Here is a 17,446-nt window from a genome sequence, read left to right as displayed (position 1 = left end):
GGAGGCATGACAGAAATGATTAATGAACAACGTATAGTCGAAGAATTTTTAGAATTAATACAAGTAGACTCTGAAACTAAGTTTGAAGCTGAAATTGCAAAGGTTTTAAAACAAAAATTAGAAGCTCTTGGAATGAATGTTTTTGAAGATGACACGATGGGTGTTACAGGTCACGGTGCTGGAAATATTGTTGCTACAATTCCTGCTACTAAAGACGGCGTTGACGGTATTTTCTTCTCTTGTCATATGGATACAGTAACTCCAGGTAAAGGAATCAAGCCATCAATCAAAGATGGTTATATCGTTACTGACGGAACTACAATTCTAGGTGCAGATGATAAAGCTGGTATAGCAGCATTTTTAGAAGCAGTAAAAATCATTAAAGAACAAAATATTGAGCATGGTGAAATCCAATTTATTATCTCAGTTGGTGAAGAATCTGGATTACATGGTGCTAAAGCAATGGATCCAAAATTAATCACTACTAAATTTGGATATGCATTAGATAGCGATGAAGAAGTAGGTAACATTATCGTAGCAGCTCCAACTCAAGCTAAAGTAATTGCTACTATTTTTGGTAAAACAGCACATGCAGGTGTTGCACCTGAAAAAGGCGTTTCAGCGATTACGATTGCTTCTAAAGCAATTGCAAGAATGCCACTTGGGCGAATCGACGAAGAAACGACTGCTAATATCGGACGTTTCGAAGGTGGAAGTGCAACAAATATCGTATGCGATCAAGTGAATATTTTAGCTGAAGCTCGTTCATTAATCGGTGAAAAAATGGAAGCTCAAGTAGCTAAAATGAAAGCTGCTTTTGAAGAAGCAGCTACTGAAATGGGTGGACGTGCTGAAGTAGAAGTTCAAATTATGTACCCAGGATTTAAATTTGGTGAAGGAGACCACGTTGTTGAAGTTGCAAAACGTGCAGCAGAAAAAATTGGACGTACTCCTGCATTAAAACAAAGTGGTGGAGGATCTGATGCGAACGTATTCGCAGGTCATGGTTTCCCAATTGTAAACTTAGCGATTGGTTATGAAGAAATCCACACTACAAATGAAAGAATGCCAATTAAAGAGTTAGTAAAAACTGCTGAAATGGTCATTGCAATTGTAGAAGAAGTTGCAAAATAATTAAGTAAAAAAGGGCTGTACTATCTGTCAGATTAACTGATGAATAGGCGCCCTCTTTTTATATTGTAAAATAATATAAACAACGTACTATCGTGTAATGAGAAGGGTATCTAAACAGAACAGATTCTCAGATTTTAATTGCAGTTTTGCCAATTTTAATTGCGATTTTCAGAATTTATGTGCAAGCCACTTCGGGATGACGAATAACCCCTCAGGAACGACAAGACTTTAGCTCATGCCCTATAAAAAGGAGCACCCTGCAGTGGAAATCAGCTTTTGACATACTCATTTTCAACAAAAAAAGACGAAACACAATGCTTCGTCTTTTTAATAGTTAAGAAATCTAAAAACTAACGCTAATTTGTAGTTAAACGTTTTCTATATAGGAAAAAGAAAACAATCGCAATCAATAAGGCAGATGGAAATATGACTAAACTATACTTTGCAAAAATAGACGCCACTTTATCCCATTCTTCACCAAAAATTTTTCCTAATGTTATAAAAGTGAATCCCCAAAGGATTGCTCCAATAAATGCAAACGTTGCAAATTTTCTATAAGAATATTTATTAATGGCAGCAAAATAAGCAGTTAAATGCCTGACTCCTGGTATAAAAAATCCTATTATAAGAATATATGGTCCAAATTTTGTAAATAAGCTTTTTGTCATTTCAATTTTTTTCTCTGTAATATGCACTTTTGGTCCATATTTATTAAGTAAAGGTAAACCAAATATGTATCCAAGTAAATAACTTAATGAGATTCCACAAATGATTCCAATAATCGCACAAGCTATTGAAGGTAAATATAACAATCTACCTATAAATACATTATAACCTATGTATACTAAAAGAATTTCATCTGGTAGTGGTAACCCAATAATTCCTCCTATTAATGCTATAATGATGCCTAAATAACCATAGTGACTAATTATTAAGTTTAAATGTTGAACCATTGATCATACACATCCTCGATTTTTTCCGCGTGAAGTAAATAGGCAAAAATTTATTTTAAAGATAATATCATTGTATACAAACAAAAGTATTTTATAGCATTTTCTTAAATATGGCAATTCAAAATTCAAATAATTTTGTTATTATTAGAATGATTTAATACTACTATAGAAAATAAAGAAATTTAGGTGGGGAAAATGATTAATTATTATGAAAAAAACCCCAATTAGTAGGAAAGAAACAATCATCATGTTTCATGGTTGGGGTTCAACGATTGAATCGCAGCTATCTGAATTAGGATTTAAAGTAGTTATTCCCGAAATTAAATACCATGATTCGAGACAAGCTCTAAATAACCATTTCGATCAAGAGATTTTACAATCATATTTTTTGGAAGTCAATATTTGAAACAATTGATGAAGAAGATGAAATGATACATCAGCTTAATTTACAAAAAGAAAATACGATTCTGTTAGGTAGTTCAATGGGTGGTTTTATTGCAAGTGGAAATAATATAAGGCTGTAAATCATATGTTCACAGGTAGTATGAAAAACGGCATAATCAATTGGCTTGATAAAAATTTTAAAAAGGAGGGGATATTATATGAGTGAAAATTCATTACCAAATGGATTAGCAAAACCAGCTATTAGAGCATTAACTTCAGCAGGTTACTTACATTTGGAGCAATTCACACAATTAAGTGAAGCGGAAGTATTAAAATTACATGGGATGGGACCTAAGGCAATTACGACAATTAAAAATGCATTGGAAGTGAAAGGTTTATCATTTAAAAATTAATACTTATATGAAAAGAACTGATCTAATTTCAGTTCTTTTTTATTTGGGTATTTTTATGTTATTAAAGTGTTTCTAGTTCGTTTATTTTTACCAAAAGTTGCTAGGATATCAATGTATATTATAGTGATATAATGATTCTTATCGTCTAAATTTCATAAAAAAGGGGGGAGACTATTGAAACCAAACTTGTCTCCTATACAAAAAAAAGGAACCCGATATTATTTTACTGTAAATAGAAAATTTTGGTTTAGCCATTTTATTTCATTTTCTTGGTTACTTTTTTCAATTTATTTATCAATTCCTTGGGTAAAGGACTTATCTGACGTTGTTACTACGCCAGTAGCAATCATCATAATAGGTGGTATTGCCTATATACCGGGCTATATGAGCACTTTTTTAGTCATAAGTTTACTACTTGATAAACAACCGAATTTTAAAAATGAATTCCCAAATGATTCGGTAACTGTATTAGTAGCTGCTTATAATGAAGAAGGCGCTATTTTTAATACGTTAAAATATATTTCAGATCAAGACTATACTGGTGAAATAACCGTTATCGTTATTAATAATAACTCAACTGATGGTACAGATCGTGAAGTAATGAGGGCGAAAAAAGAGTTAAGTTCAAATATTAGTTTATTACATCAATCAAAACCAGGTAAGTTTCATGCACTTAATTTAGGTTTGGAGTATGTAAAAACAACATATGTCATTACATTAGATGCAGATACATTAATTCATCCTTCCGCAGTAAGATACTTAGTTTCAAGAATAAAAAGTAGCCCTACCGATGTTTGTGCTGTTGCTGGCTCAATGTTAGTTCGTAATAGTCGTGAAACATTTTGGACTAAGATCCAAGAATGGGACTATTTTTTAGGAATTGCTTCTATAAAAAGACTTCAGGGATTATATCAAGGAACACTAGTTGCACAAGGGGCGTTTAGTTTATATAAAACTGATTGTGTTAAGGAAGTAAATGGTTGGCCAGATGCAATTGGAGAAGATATCGTTCTAACATGGAGACTTTTACAAAAGCAATGGAAGGTATATTTCGAACCTTTAGCAGTAGCATTTACTGATGCACCTACTACCTTTGGTCATTTTGCTAAACAAAGATCAAGGTGGGCAAGAGGGATGGTTGAAGGACTAATTGAAATAAAACCTTGGCAACAACCACAAGTTTATACAAAGTATTTAACTGGTATTAACCTATTGATGGTTTACTTAGATCTTATTTACACTTTATGTTGGATTCCTGGATTGATTTTAGCGTTTTTTGGAATCAACTTTATTGTTGGACCAATGACTTTATTAGTTCTCCCATTAACATTCATTAGCTATTCAATCCTTTATTTTTACCAGAAAAACTATGTTTTCCGTAATTTAAATTTAAGAATAAGAAATAATCGTATAGGATTTCTATTCTTCCTATTATGCTATCAAATGATTATGTCGCCAGTTTCACTTTATGGCTATCTTCAAGAATTCTTTAAATTAAAACGAGTTTGGGAATAAAAACTTTATTTTCATAAAAAGGGGATCACAAAAGTAAAAATACTTTTTGTGATCCCCTTTATGTTTTTATAAATTATTTGTTTCTTTCTTTGTTGAGCTATCTAACTTCATCTTTAATTGAACTTCTTGATCCGCGATAATATCATCATCTTCGGCATTATCACGAACAACCTTTTGGGTTAAAATTGAGCCTACTGCTACTAATAGCATAACTGCAATATAATAACCTTTTTCGTTTAACTCCATATCTGCATTATAAAGTCCGATACAAAACAAAAATACTCCTGCTACTAAAGTAAAGTAAGCTAAAACAGTAAACGCTGGTGTGTTTCTACGTCTGTGCTTCTGCAAATTTAATCACGCTCCGGACATAATTGTTTGACGTTAAAAAATACAATTAAGAAGGTATATATGATTTCAAAAAAATTCTTAACGTCTATTATCATTATATAAAATTTGTTATTAAATAGTAATAAAATTCTAATAAATTAGTTAATTGGAAAATATTACTGGAATTTTTTAGGAAAAAGCTAAATAAAAAATAGAGAAATACTAAAAGGTATCTAATCACAAATAGATAGAAAATATTTATTTGGAGAGGATGGTCAGATTTTGAGTAATAGAGGTGCTGGTATTGGAGGAATCGTGTTTGTAGGATGTATGTTTCTAGGCGGAGGAATTGGAAGTTTATTACATGAACCACATTCTGGTTGGCTAATTGGAATGGGTGTTGGATTTTTAGGGCTCGCTTTAACAAGATTTCTAATAAAAAGTTAATTCGGGAACTAAAAAAGAACCACAAGGGGAAATGATAACCTTGTGGCTCTTTCAATTGAAGAGGACTTTTATAAATAAAATCGATCCCTAATTTCTTTTGATGGAATCATACACGATTCGTTTTTTCCAAAAAATTTAAAACGATTTCTTGCGATCAGTCTATATAAATAGTCTCGTATTGTTGTTGGGATTATGATAAAGGCATAGAAAAATTTTGGCCAACCTTCTAAATTTTTTGCAATAGAAAGTGCAGCTGAAGATTCAATTTTTATTTTTCCATTTTGTACAAGAATAATTGAATCAATTGAACAAAGTTCGGGGTGATCCTTCTTAAGCTTTTCGCCAAATGTAGATTGTAATGCGGCAAAATGAAAAAATCCTTTTTGGTCATGTTTAATAATAAATTGAACGGCTCCATTGCACAAAATACATTCACCATCAAATAAAATAATTGGCCTCTCACTCATAATATATCCCCTAAAGACTATTCTTGGTTCACCATATGGTAAGCAACATTTCTTAAATGCTGTAATAATGGTTCTTTAATTTCTTCATCTAAATCGACATCATCCATAGCTTTTCCCATGCAATCCAACCAATCATGAGCTAATTCAATTGTAATTGGAAAAGGCAAATGACGCGCGCGCATTCTTGGATGACCACGTTCCATACTATAATATTGTGGTCCACCTAAAAATTGTGTTAAAAATAGTTTTTGTTTACGTGCTGTTTCTTCCCAGTCACCTGGAAATATTGGTGAAAGTCTCTCATGCTTTGAAACATAAGAATAAAAAGTATCCACTAGCTCTTCTAATTTTTCTTTCCCTATATAATCATACATTGATTGATTTTCGTTACTCAAAAGAAAATACCTCCATTAATTTCAAAAAATACAATTTAGATAGGTTTATTTTATCTCTTTTTGGACTTTATGAGAAGTAAATAGGAACATTAGGTTAATGTAATTTATTATTAAAACCCCTATTCTAATTAGAAGAGGGGTTTCCTTCATAAGCTTCAATTAAGTTGTTTATATTGATTTTATTCTTAGTTTGGAGAATAGCTTTCATTACTCGTTCAGATTTTTCTAGATTAGAGTCATTTAATAGTTCAGGTAAAATGGTCGGAACAATTTGCCATGAGACACCAAATTGATCTTTTAACCAACCACATGCTTGAGCTTTTTTATCTCCATCCTTTGATAATTTTTCCCAATAATAATTTATTTCTTCTTGGGAGTCACAATGAACGATGAATGAAATTGCTTCTGTAAATTTAAAGTGAGGTCCACCGTTTAACGCAACAAAATCTAGCCCTTCTAAGCTAAATTGAATGGTCATAACCGCACCTTCTTCCATACTGTTTGGATCATGTCTTTCTTTTCCGTATCGTGTGATTCTTTCAATTTTTGAATTCTTAAATATAGAAGTGTAATAATTTACGGCTTCTTCGGCTTGTGTATCAAACCATAAATTCGTTGATATTTTTTGAATTTTACTTTGCATAGCTTTTCTCCTTTAATCCAAAAACGTTTATAATAATTAGATATTGGTTTTAGATATGATTCAAACTTTATAAGTTTTAACTATATTCAACATTAATACACGTTAATAGGAAATATAAAAAAATGAAATTATACTAGCATAGGAGGTGAGTCAATGAATCAATGGGCACCAAAGAGCGGAAGAGTTATTTTACATGTTGATATGAATTCATTTTTTGCTTCGGTTGAAATAGCGAATGATCCATCATTAAAAGGTAAACCAGTAGTTGTGGCCGGCAATGAAAAAGAGCGCAGGGGAATTATTGTAACTGCTAGTTATGAAGCTCGAGCTTATGGAATTCGGGCAACAATGCCATTATGGGAAGCGCGAAAAAAATGTCCTGAGATGATTGTGAAAACTCCAAATTTTGAAGCTTACCGAAAAGTCTCAAGACAAATATTTGAAAAATTAGGTGCAATAAGTCCTAAAATTGAAGTGGCATCAATTGATGAAGGATATATTGATATAACTGATTGTGATGAAAAACTAGGTCATCCAATTAAAATAGCTGAATTGATCCAGTCAATATTGTTAGAAGATCTTGATATGCCATGCAGTATCGGTATTGGTCCAAATAAATTTCTTGCGAAAACAGCTTCAGATATGAAGAAACCACTTGGAATTACTGTTCTTCGTAAGAGGGATGTTCCTACTATTTTATGGCCTAGAAAAGTAGGAGAGATGCATGGTGTTGGTAAGAAAACTGAAGAAAAATTAAATGAAATTGGCATCATTACAATAGAAGATTTGGCAAAAAGTAATGAGAAACAAGTACAAGAATTATTAGGTGTAAATGGTAATTCTTTAAGAAATAAGGCGAATGGAATAGATGAGAGAGAAGTCGATCCTAGTCGTATGCTTTCACATAAGACAATTGGCCAATCAACGACATTTTCATTTGATGTTTTTGAGGAACCAATGATTGCAGAAAAATTTGAAGCTCTATCAAAACGGGTAGCTGAACGATTAATTAAGAAGGGTTTAGTTGCTGATACTGTGACAATTACACTTCGATTTAGTGACCGAAAAACAATTAATCGAAGTAAAAAACTTTCTACACCTGTACAACAAGCTAATGAAATCTTTAAAGAGGCATTTGATCTATGGAAAAGAAATTGGAACGGAGAACCATTACGTTTAATCGGAGTAACTGCATCACAATTAAATCCAAAAGATGAAATATCAAAGCAATTGGACCTATTTTCTTTTGAAAAGGATGCCAAACAAGAACCATTGTTTGAAACACTACATAAATTGCAAAATAAATATGGAGAACAAGTTATTAGTTTAGGAAGACAAAAAAAGAAAATTGACTCAAACAATATATTAGATATATTGAAATCTACAGAGTAAATAGCTGCTGGGCTTTCAATCGAAGGTCCTTTTTAAGTTGCCTTCATTTTTTTACGAAAAAAAGACGGTCTATTCATTAGACAGTCTTAAAATAGTTAATATAATCGTTTAAACTTTCTCAATAATAATTTTAGTTGCTGTTGGAAGATATTGTTCCACTGCATTCAGTACATTTTGATCATCTTGATATGCACCGACTTGTACTCCGTCTACGATTACTCTATGCATTTCAGACTTAGTCTTAGCTGTTAAGTTAAATGCTTTTACTAATCCATTTACATGCCCTTGAGCTACTTTTTGACGCCAATTTGGATCTTTTAGTTTTGCAGCATCACTTGCATTATCAATGAATCCATTTTCAGTCAGGATTGCTGGCATATTTGATTCTCGTAATACATGAAAATTAGCTTTCTTTTTACCACGATCAGTTAGACCATTAAGCTTAACGATTTCTGGATGTAAATCGTTTCGATATTGTGCTGAAGTAGATGTATCTGACAAACTATCATGTATATAATCCTCGTAACCAGACGCTGATGTATTAAATGAATTGATATGAACAGATAAAAAGTAGCTGGCACCCCATGAGTTTGCATCGTTAGTACGTTCAGATAAAGAACGATCAGTGTCGGTAGATCTGCTCATTCTAACCTCAACGTCATTATAGTTATTCAATAAATCTCTTATTCTTAATGCGATATCCAAAGTTAGGTCTTTTTCCTTTAAACCATTTCCTACTGCACCTGAATCAGAGCCACCATGCCCTGGATCTAAATATAGTTTCAACATTAAACTAATCCCTCCTAATGATAAAGTATTCAAAGTAGCCTTTAGTTGAAATGGACAAGCATCTAATGTATATAACCAAATTTAAGATATTTAGTTGAATTAGACATTCATTCTAATAGATTCTTTTATTTAGATTGATAGTTAAGTAGGGGAATACTAAAATATTGTCGAATTTAAAGATTAAGTGTTTTTGTTATCCAATGTAACTATTGCAAAAAGCCAAGGAGGAAAGTGTATGTATACAAAAATGAAAGCGAATGAACATGTTTATTCATCACATCGTAATGTGGTGTATGCTAGAAATGGAATGGTCGCTACTTCCCAACCATTGGCTGCACAAGCGGGCCTAGATATTTTAAAAAAGGGTGGTAATGCAGTAGATGCTGCGATCGCTACAGCTGCTTGCCTTACAGTAGTAGAGCCTACTTCAAACGGTATAGGTGGAGATGCTTTTGCATTAGTTTGGATGAACGAAAAGTTATACGGTTTAGATTCGAGTGGACCAGCACCTAAAAATATATCGATTGAAAAATTAAAAAATTTAGGGTATGAAAAAATGCCTAAATATGGTTGGATTCCAATAACTGTCCCTGGTGCTCCGGCTGCTTGGGTAGAATTATCGAATCGGTTTGGGAGACTTTCGTTAAAGGAAGTGCTACAACCGGCAATTGAATATGCTCGTGAAGGTTTTCCGATTTCACCAACATTAGGTAAGTTTTGGAAGAAGGCTTATGAAATATACAAAAAGGAGTTAAACTCTGAGGAGTTTGTTGCTTGGTTTGATACATTTGCTCCAAATGGAAGAGCTCCTGAAGTAGGAGAAATTTGGTCTTCACTAGATCATGCAATAACTTTAGAAAAAATAGCCGAAACAAATGGAAAAGATTTCTATAAAGGTGAAATTGCAGATAAAATTATTGCTTCTTCAAATCAATATGGTGGTTTTTTAACACAAGAAGATTTAGAGTCTTTTAAACCGGAATGGGTAAATCCAATTAGTATAAATTACAGAGGCTTTGATGTGTGGGAAATTCCACCTAATGGTCAAGGAATTGTCGCACTGATGGCTTTAAATATATTAAAAAATGATCAGTTTGATGACAAAGAGAACATAACTACATATCATAAACAATTTGAAGCAATGAAGTTAGCGTTTGCTTGCGGAAAGGAATATGTAACAGATCGAAAGTTTATGAAGACTTCGGTTGAAAGTCTATTAAGTGATCAATATGGAAAAGAACGCTTTTCAGGGATCAAGGAAACTGCTCATACACCATTACCAGGAAGACCGGCTAGTGGAGGCACTGTTTATTTAGCGACAGCTGATGGAGATGGAAACATGGTCTCTTTTATTCAAAGTAATTATATGGGTTTTGGGTCAGGTATAGTGATTCCTGGAACTGGAATTGGATTGCAAAATAGGGGTTGTGATTTTAGCTTAAATGAAAAACATGCCAACGCTTTAATTGGTGGAAAAAAATCATATCATACGATTATTCCGGCATTTTTAACAAAAAATAATAAAGCAATTGGACCATTCGGTGTAATGGGTGGTTATATGCAGCCTCAAGGACATGTTCAAGTAATCATGAATAGCATCGATTTTCATTTAAATCCACAAGAAGCCTTAGATGCTCCTAGATGGCAATGGATTGAAGGGAAAATAGTTGAAGTCGAACCTAGTTTTCCTCAAGAGATTATAAAAGAGTTGCAGGCTAAAGGTCATGAAATTAAGGTTGCAAAGGATACTGGAAGTTTCGGGCGTGGCCAAATTATTTGGAGAAATGAAGATTCTGGCGTTTTAATGGGTGGTACAGAATCAAGAACGGACGGTTGTATAGCAAGTTGGTAAATATGAAAAGGAATTGATTTAATGAAACAATTAGAAATATTCATCGCTTTTTTTCGAAGTAGTATTTTAGGATATGGAGGAGGACCATCAACGATTCCTCTAGTTTATAAAGAAGTCGTCGATACGTATAAATGGATGAAAGACGAAGAGTTTTCTGAAATTTTAGCAATAGGAAATATGCTCCCAGGTCCAATCAATACAAAATTAGCAGGTTATATCGGTTATCGTATTGGTGGCATTATCGGAATGCTTAATGCGATCATTGCATCGATCTTACCGACAATCCTTTTAATGATTATACTTTTAACTTCATTATCTTCTTTTAAAGATATTAAATGGGTTAATGGGATGAAGGAATCAATTGTGCCTGTTGTAGGGGTAATGTTAGGTGTATTAACATGGCAATTTTATCAAAGTTCAAAAAAAGGATTGAAAACACCAACAATATTAATTCATTTAGTTGTCGGTTTGCTTCTAATTCAATTTTTACACATACACCCAGCGATTATAATTGGTGGTTTACTAATATTTGCAATCTTCCAACCAGTAAAAGCAACTTCCTCAAATGATCATCAGACGAGGAAGGGGAGTACAAACGAATGATTTATTGGAAATTATTTCTTTCATTTCTAATAACGAATCTTTTAGGATATGGTGGGGGACCTGCTACGATCCCATTAATTCAAAATGATGTTGTTACACAAAATCATTGGTTAACAGGGCAAGAATTTCATGAAGCGTTTGCAATGGGGAATGCCTTACCAGGTCCTATCGCAACTAAAATGGCTGGTTATATAGGATACAAAATCGGAGGAATCTTTGGTTCCTTTATAGCAGTATTTGCAACGGTATTTCCTTCATTATTGCTAATGATACTATTAATTGGGTTACTTTATAAAAATCGTGACTCAATTCGAGTGAAGAGAATGACAGCATATGTAAAACCGACAATTGTTGTCCTTTTAGGCCAGCTTACATATCAATCTTTTTCTGATTCGTTTCATGATATTGGAACATTCCAAGTTATTTTTATTGCAGTTTGTACATTTTTCTTAATGGAAAAATTTAAAATTCATCCTGCTTTTGTAGTTCTTGGTACATTAATTTATGGGGCCATTAATCTTTAATATAAAAAAGAAAAGAAACCAACTAATTCAATTGAATTAATTGGTTTCTTTTTCTTTTTCTTCTTCTTCTTTTCGTTTGCTCATAACTTCTTCATAATCTTTATTAAACCAAAGTGGATCCATATTATCAACTTCACCATTATAATTAATCAAAATTTCTTCGCCAGCTTTAATGTCTTTGTAAGCGAAAAAATCAAATGTGTGATTATCAAAGTTAATATCGTAAGTTGCATTTGCATCATAAGAATGGTTGAATAGCATTCCGTATCCTAGAAGAATAGCTGAATGATTAATACCATATTCAAATGCATAATCTGCTAATAAAGTTTTCTCGATATGCTCATGTTCCTCGTTCGGGTAAGAAATAACTGGCGCCTCATGTAATAGCTCACCTTTTGCAATATCACGTGTTGCAAAGACACCACGATTAAATTCACCGTCACTTAACGTAGAAGTTTTAATTTCAATCATAATTACACCTATAATTCTCTCTTAAGTCTTATAGATAGTTTGCCACTATTTTAGATATAAATCAATTTTTTTATCTATTTAGCGTTATTCACATAAAAGTACGTCTCTTTTTCGATCGAAGGAAGTAGTATAACTAGGACAAGTCTACTATTAGATTTAAAACTGATAAAATTAAAAAAATCTAAGTATATATTTTGCCAAAACATCAAATTATAAAATTGTTATATATATATAGGGAGGCAGATTATAATGAAATTTTTTAATAAGATTATGATTTTATTGATTGTAATGTCTTCTATTCTTCCAGGAAATAAGCAGGTAAATGCAACTAGCAAAAAGGAATTACTGCGAATTGAAGGATATAAGCCAAATCAAACTGTAAACAAAATTCCTAGTCTAGCTAATATTTTCCAGGTTTCGACAAATCAGATCCTAGTAACTTTTGATTCACAAGTTGATATTTATTTAGGAACAAAAGCTTCATTTTATTGGATTCAAAGTTTATCTGATAAAATCCCTACCGGAATTGCATCACTAGGAAGCAAAAGTCAATTTAATGCAAGGAATGCTTTATCGAATAATCAAGTTACAATTACAAAGGTACAAGGAGATAACAATTCATTCTTGTTAACCTTTAAACAAGAAATACCTTCAAATAAGCGATTTAAACTAGCAGTTCGTCATTTGCACGCTCCTGGTGGTAAACCATTTGATGGTATAAATGGTATGAAAGTATTTACAGGTAAATAATTATTTTGTAGTTTGCCTACACGATGTAATCCCCTATAGCAGAGGGGATTTTTTTATGTCTTGTAATGAATGTTGCAAAACGATAGGTAGGAATTAAATGTAAAGTATGTTGTATCAAGCAATATTTTTTGAACAGGATGGCATGTAGCTTACTCCGAAAAAAATCTTAAAAGATTAAAATTATAGAATTGACTTTAACGTTGCGTAAAGGTGTATTGTAAAGATGTCAGGAGGTAGTCGCAATGGAATATACAGTACAAAAGCTTGGACTTCTAGCAGGAATCAGCACTAGGACTTTAAGATATTATGATGAGATTGGGATTCTTAAGCCGGCAAGAATTAACTCATCAGGATATCGGATTTATGGTCAAGCGGAAGTAGATCGCTTACAACAAATCTTATTTTATAGAGAACTAGGTATGAATTTAGAAAACATTAAAGAAATTATCACATCACCTGATTTTAATAGTGCCAAGGCGTTAACTGAGCATCGGGAGCAGCTTCTTGATAAAAGAAAGCAATTGGATTTATTAATTTCAAACGTTGAAAAGTCAATTGCTCTAACAGAGGGGAGAATTACAATGTCAAATAAAGAAAAATTTGAAGGCTTTAAGAAAGATATGATCGAAGAAAATGAAAAGAAATATGGAAAAGAAGCACGTGAAAAATATGGAGATGAAGCAGTTAATAAAGCAAATCAAAAAGTAATGAATATGACAGAAGAAAATCATAAAGAAGTAACGCGCCTTGCTGAAGAATTAGCAAAAACATTAGCTGAAGCATTTAAAACGGGTGATCCATCAAGTGAAATTGCCCAAAAAGCAGCTGATTTGCATAAACAATGGTTAACATTTTATTGGAGCAAATATAGCAAGGAAGCGCACGCAGGCTTAGCACAAATGTATGTAGACGATGAGCGTTTTAGAGCACATTACGATAAAGAACAACCTGGAACTGCTGAATTTTTAAGAGATGCAATTCATATTTACACGCAACATAAAAAATAAGTCGGGGATGGTGTACTTAGGCAAGTTCTAAGTACACCTGCTCATATTTCGTGAAAGGGTCATGAGGAAGTAAAACAGCGAAAATAAGAAAAAAGGTTCCTCATGAGTGGTTCATGAGTAAGTAAAACAGCAAAAATAAGAAAAAAGGTGACTCATGAAGGGTTCATGAGGAAGTAAAACAGCAAAAATAAGAAAAAAGGTACCACATGAAGGGTTCATAAGTAAGTAAGACAGCAAAAATAAGAAAAAAGGTGACGCATGAAGGGTTCATGAGGAAGTAAAACAGCAATAATAAGAATATACCTTACTTATAAAAGGTTTATGAGATAAAAAAAAAGAAGATGTTGTCAAACTCTCATGTCCCATGGAAATCAACATCACTCTACTCCTTTTACGAAAATTTGGTAATTTAATTGACAAGGTTGTTTTTCAACAGCGTAAAAAAGTGTACTCTGATTTAATCTAAGTACACTTTTTTTATATTTTTTTGGAAAAAAATAGTAAATGTATTCAATGAAATTTGGTATAATTATTCTTATGATTATATAGTTTGATGTAAATTTTGTAGAGTAGTATTATAAATTTTTAAATAATGGAATGTTTATGTACAATATAGGTAAGAATTTCATTTAAATAATTCAATTTTTAAACTAAGGATGTACTAAAATGGACGAACAATTTATACCGAGGAAAGAGCGACATAAGAAGCGTTTTATTAGAAAGCGTCAAAATATAGAACATGAAAAAATAAAATTTAGTACTTACATATTAAGTATATTTTATTATTTCTTATTATTTTTAATTTTTAATCTTGTACAATTTTATATATTTCAGCATGTTAATCACACCATTAAATCACTTGGGAATTTTGATTTAGCTAGAGCTATCATATCAGGATTAATCTATTTACTATGTATTATTTGTATTGAGGATACTTATAGAAGATATCGAATGCCTTCAACTTTCATCCGAATATTAATACCAATTTTAGTGTTTATTTTAGCAATCGTCACCATGTATACTTTATTAAAAGTATTTTTCTAAAACGATTTGATAAGATGAAAACAGTAAAAAAGTATTACTTCATTAAATGATGTAATACTTTTTTTTGAGCTTAAATAGTAACTTAGTTAGAGAATGGATAGGGTGAGGGGCAAATCGCTTAAAGTTGTTTATCAATCTTTTACACTCATTTCTAATAATCTTTTTTGAATCCAAACAGCGGCTTGGGTACCATCGCCCATTGCTATTGTGACTTGTTGAGAATGGGCTACTAGATCGCCGGCTGCCCATACATTTGGAACATTCGTCTCCTTTGTCCGTGGGTCTACAATAACATGCTTATCATTAAAAAGATTTACTCCTAGTTGGATAGCAAGATTGTTTTGTACTTCATTTCCACCAAAACCAATAAAAGCTCGATCCGCATAAATTATTTCACCACTTTGTAAACAAATTCCTTTAAAAGTGGAATCGTCTTCTTTTAGTACTTCCTTAATTTTTTCTTTTCGATAGTGAATTCCAATTTTATGTAGTTGGTCATTTAATTTGGAATCAAGGTCATGTCCTTCGTGATTAATATATGTAATTTGTTTTGACCAATAAGCTAATGTGATGGCAAGATTTGCACCAGTGTTACCAGATCCAAGTATTAAAACACTTTTATTTAAAATTTCATATCCATCACAGTCTGGACAAACAAAAATTGTCGATCCAAGACAATCGACTAGATTTTTGATTTGGGGAATTCGATCAATTAGTCCAGTTGCTAGTAAGACTGTTTTAGCAGAATAAGATTTTCCTACTTTCGTCTCTATTAGGAATTGATTGTTTACGTTTTGTATACTTATTACTTTATCTTGGGTGAATGATACACCATAAACTTCAGCATGCTTTCTTCCTAGCTGTCTTAACTCTTGTCCACTTATACTATTCGGCCAACCTAAAATATTACGATATGTTTTACATAATGTTGAGCGCCCATAATTTGAGTCAATTACGAGTACATTTCTTTGGTATCGACCAAGCTGAATTGATGCCTGTAAACCTGCGAAACCTCCCCCTACTATGATACATTCATATAACTCATCCATAGACTTGTCTCCTAAATCATTTAATACAAAATCGTATATGTTCAATTTTTCCAATTAAGCAATTTCTAATCACAATTTCTCTTATTGTTGAAAATTAAGAGATTTTTGATTGATATATTCTGAATACTTAGGTACGATTTTTCTATTAGCATATTTTAATTTGTTGTTTTTTGTGGAGGGAGTAAGAATGAGTGCAGATAAGATTGCCTTAACAAATTCTAGAATGAAGGGAATTATTCTCGTATTAACTGCGGCAATATTATGGGGCATATCTGGAACTGTTACACAATTTGTATTTCAAAGAAATCATTTTAGTCCAGAATGGTTAGTCGTTATTCGATTATTGTTTTCTGGAGTCATCCTATTAATTTTTGCTAGTCTGAAAGAAAAAAGAAATCTATCAAAAATATGGAAGGATAAGAAGGATGTCTTAAGTTTGTTGTTATTTAGTATTCTTGGGATCTTAGCAGTTCAATATACATACTTCGCCGCAATAAAAGCTTCAAATGCTGCTACAGCGACAATTTTACAATATTTGGCACCCGTCATTATTACATGCTATTTAGCAATGCTTTACAAAAAAGTACCAACTAGAAAAGAAGTACTGGCTGTCATTTTAGCGCTTGCAGGGACATTTTTATTGGTAACCCATGGAACGATTAAAGGATTGTCTATTACTGGATGGGCATTATTTTGGGGGCTAGCGTCAGCTTTTGCTTTAGCATTTTATTCAATACAGCCTCAAAATCTTTTGAAAAAATTTGGGTCGACAATCGTAGTAGGTTGGGGAATGCTAATCGGTGGAATTTGTTTTAGCTTCATACATTCACCTTTTAATTTCCAAGGTCATTGGTCGATGAGAGCATATTTCGTAGTAATTTTTATTGTTATTTTTGGAACGTTAATTGCCTTTTATTGCTATTTAGAGAGTTTAAAGTATATTAATGCTTCCGAATCTAGCTTACTTGCATGTGTGGAACCATTATCAGCAGCGGTACTATCCACCATTTGGCTAAGAGTAAATTTTGAAATACTAGACTGGATAGGTAGCCTATGTATTATAAGTACGATTGTCATTTTACCAATGGCTGATCGAAAAGAGGTTAACAACTGTTAATTTAAATTTATAAAAGTTTATAAAAACATCACAATTTGTTATAAATGCAAATCACTCATTGTGTTTATATAGAATACATGAGGTGAGTAATTTGAAAGTTAATTCGATCGGTGGAACTGAACAAACTCTTAATAATATGAATAAACCATTGATACTTGCAAAAAGAG

General features: G+C 32.3%; 21 protein-coding genes. 13 read left to right on the top strand and 8 right to left on the bottom strand.

What is annotated here, in order from left to right; translation table 11 throughout:
* Positions 1-15 precede the first annotated feature (15 nt).
* The gene (locus CN946_RS18150) at positions 16-1,134 is read left to right on the top strand and encodes a M20/M25/M40 family metallo-hydrolase (RefSeq protein ID WP_098862418.1); all 1,119 of its coding nucleotides are present in this window, start codon (positions 16-18) and stop codon (positions 1,132-1,134) included.
* A 356-nt stretch (positions 1,135-1,490) separates the two neighbouring features.
* On the opposite strand, the gene CN946_RS18145 is transcribed toward CN946_RS18150, so the two are convergent.
* Positions 1,491-2,087: a DedA family protein gene (locus CN946_RS18145; RefSeq protein ID WP_098862417.1), complete on the bottom strand. Its 597-nt coding sequence runs from the start codon at positions 2,085-2,087 to the stop codon at positions 1,491-1,493.
* 208 nt (positions 2,088-2,295) lie between these two features.
* Here CN946_RS18145 and CN946_RS18140 point away from each other — a divergent pair, with 208 nt between their 5' ends.
* The 3 genes from CN946_RS18140 to CN946_RS18130 all read left to right on the top strand — a co-directional run bounded on the left by CN946_RS18140 (position 2,296) and on the right by CN946_RS18130 (position 4,399).
* On the top strand, positions 2,296-2,493 hold the full coding sequence (locus tag CN946_RS18140) for a hypothetical protein (protein WP_098862416.1): 198 nt from the start codon (positions 2,296-2,298) through the stop codon (positions 2,491-2,493).
* Between the two features lie 196 nt (positions 2,494-2,689).
* A complete protein-coding gene (locus tag CN946_RS18135) occupies positions 2,690-2,884 on the top strand; it encodes a helix-hairpin-helix domain-containing protein (protein WP_098862415.1) in 195 nt (64 codons plus the stop codon).
* Between the two features lie 174 nt (positions 2,885-3,058).
* A complete protein-coding gene (locus CN946_RS18130; RefSeq protein WP_098862414.1) occupies positions 3,059-4,399 on the top strand; it encodes a glycosyltransferase family 2 protein in 1,341 nt (446 codons plus the stop codon).
* A 66-nt stretch (positions 4,400-4,465) separates the two neighbouring features.
* On the opposite strand, the gene CN946_RS18125 is transcribed toward CN946_RS18130, so the two are convergent.
* Positions 4,466-4,750, bottom strand: coding sequence for a YiaA/YiaB family inner membrane protein (locus CN946_RS18125; RefSeq protein ID WP_098847085.1), 285 nt, complete (start codon positions 4,748-4,750; stop codon positions 4,466-4,468).
* 261 nt (positions 4,751-5,011) lie between these two features.
* Here CN946_RS18125 and CN946_RS23575 point away from each other — a divergent pair, with 261 nt between their 5' ends.
* Positions 5,012-5,176, top strand: coding sequence for a hypothetical protein (locus CN946_RS23575; RefSeq protein ID WP_175403474.1), 165 nt, complete (start codon positions 5,012-5,014; stop codon positions 5,174-5,176).
* Positions 5,177-5,244: 68 nt separating this feature from the next.
* Here the strand turns inward: CN946_RS23575 and CN946_RS18120 are convergent, their stop codons facing one another.
* The 3 genes from CN946_RS18120 to CN946_RS18110 all read right to left on the bottom strand — a co-directional run bounded on the left by CN946_RS18120 (position 5,245) and on the right by CN946_RS18110 (position 6,681).
* Positions 5,245-5,643 carry a thiol-disulfide oxidoreductase DCC family protein gene (locus tag CN946_RS18120; protein ID WP_098862413.1) on the bottom strand — a complete coding sequence of 133 codons (399 nt, stop codon included), beginning with the start codon at positions 5,641-5,643 and terminating at the stop codon, positions 5,245-5,247.
* A 17-nt stretch (positions 5,644-5,660) separates the two neighbouring features.
* Entirely contained in the window at positions 5,661-6,038 is a 378-nt protein-coding gene (locus tag CN946_RS18115; protein ID WP_025672250.1) for a globin domain-containing protein, read from the bottom strand.
* A gap of 124 nt (positions 6,039-6,162) precedes the next feature.
* Entirely contained in the window at positions 6,163-6,681 is a 519-nt protein-coding gene (locus CN946_RS18110) for a VOC family protein (protein ID WP_098862412.1), read from the bottom strand.
* 153 nt (positions 6,682-6,834) lie between these two features.
* Here CN946_RS18110 and CN946_RS18105 point away from each other — a divergent pair, with 153 nt between their 5' ends.
* Complete coding sequence (locus tag CN946_RS18105; RefSeq protein ID WP_098862411.1) at positions 6,835-8,073, top strand: DNA polymerase IV; 1,239 nt, start codon at positions 6,835-6,837, stop codon at positions 8,071-8,073.
* A 108-nt stretch (positions 8,074-8,181) separates the two neighbouring features.
* Here the strand turns inward: CN946_RS18105 and CN946_RS18100 are convergent, their stop codons facing one another.
* Complete coding sequence (locus CN946_RS18100) at positions 8,182-8,862, bottom strand: N-acetylmuramoyl-L-alanine amidase family protein (RefSeq protein WP_176525980.1); 681 nt, start codon at positions 8,860-8,862, stop codon at positions 8,182-8,184.
* Between the two features lie 235 nt (positions 8,863-9,097).
* Here CN946_RS18100 and ggt point away from each other — a divergent pair, with 235 nt between their 5' ends.
* From ggt to CN946_RS18085, 3 genes are read left to right on the top strand one after another with little or no spacing between them, the layout of a single operon-like run.
* Complete coding sequence (gene ggt / locus CN946_RS18095; RefSeq protein WP_286133975.1) at positions 9,098-10,714, top strand: gamma-glutamyltransferase; 1,617 nt, start codon at positions 9,098-9,100, stop codon at positions 10,712-10,714.
* Positions 10,715-10,735: 21 nt separating this feature from the next.
* Positions 10,736-11,317, top strand: coding sequence for a chromate transporter (locus CN946_RS18090; RefSeq protein ID WP_098862410.1), 582 nt, complete (start codon positions 10,736-10,738; stop codon positions 11,315-11,317).
* Positions 11,314-11,841, top strand: a complete 528-nt coding sequence (locus CN946_RS18085) for a chromate transporter (RefSeq protein WP_098862409.1) — start codon at positions 11,314-11,316, stop codon at positions 11,839-11,841. Before CN946_RS18090 ends, CN946_RS18085 begins: the two co-directional genes overlap by 4 nt.
* A 36-nt stretch (positions 11,842-11,877) precedes the next feature.
* Here CN946_RS18085 and CN946_RS18080 read toward each other — a convergent pair whose 3' ends face one another.
* Entirely contained in the window at positions 11,878-12,312 is a 435-nt protein-coding gene (locus CN946_RS18080) for an SET domain-containing protein (protein ID WP_098862408.1), read from the bottom strand.
* A gap of 249 nt (positions 12,313-12,561) precedes the next feature.
* On the opposite strand from CN946_RS18080, the gene CN946_RS18075 reads away from it, so the two are divergent.
* The 3 genes from CN946_RS18075 to CN946_RS18065 all read left to right on the top strand — a co-directional run bounded on the left by CN946_RS18075 (position 12,562) and on the right by CN946_RS18065 (position 15,113).
* The gene (locus CN946_RS18075; protein WP_098862407.1) at positions 12,562-13,062 is read left to right on the top strand and encodes a hypothetical protein; all 501 of its coding nucleotides are present in this window, start codon (positions 12,562-12,564) and stop codon (positions 13,060-13,062) included.
* 242 nt (positions 13,063-13,304) lie between these two features.
* Positions 13,305-14,069 carry a MerR family transcriptional regulator gene (locus tag CN946_RS18070; RefSeq protein ID WP_098862406.1) on the top strand — a complete coding sequence of 255 codons (765 nt, stop codon included), beginning with the start codon at positions 13,305-13,307 and terminating at the stop codon, positions 14,067-14,069.
* A 666-nt stretch (positions 14,070-14,735) separates the two neighbouring features.
* Positions 14,736-15,113 (top strand): hypothetical protein, encoded by a 378-nt coding sequence (locus tag CN946_RS18065; RefSeq protein WP_098429367.1) that lies wholly within the window; start codon positions 14,736-14,738, stop codon positions 15,111-15,113.
* Positions 15,114-15,244: 131 nt separating this feature from the next.
* Here the strand turns inward: CN946_RS18065 and CN946_RS18060 are convergent, their stop codons facing one another.
* The gene (locus CN946_RS18060; protein WP_098862405.1) at positions 15,245-16,162 is read right to left on the bottom strand and encodes an NAD(P)/FAD-dependent oxidoreductase; all 918 of its coding nucleotides are present in this window, start codon (positions 16,160-16,162) and stop codon (positions 15,245-15,247) included.
* A gap of 187 nt (positions 16,163-16,349) precedes the next feature.
* Between CN946_RS18060 and CN946_RS18055 the strand changes: the two genes are divergently transcribed.
* On the top strand, positions 16,350-17,279 hold the full coding sequence (locus CN946_RS18055; protein WP_098862404.1) for a DMT family transporter: 930 nt from the start codon (positions 16,350-16,352) through the stop codon (positions 17,277-17,279).
* Positions 17,280-17,446: the final 167 nt, after the last annotated feature.

This window comes from Bacillus sp. AFS053548 (assembly GCF_002575105.1).
Taxonomy (GTDB): domain Bacteria; phylum Bacillota; class Bacilli; order Bacillales; family Bacillaceae_G; genus Gottfriedia.
The sequence above is the reverse complement of the archived record's forward strand: the minus strand, read 5'-3'. Positions and strand labels throughout refer to the sequence as shown.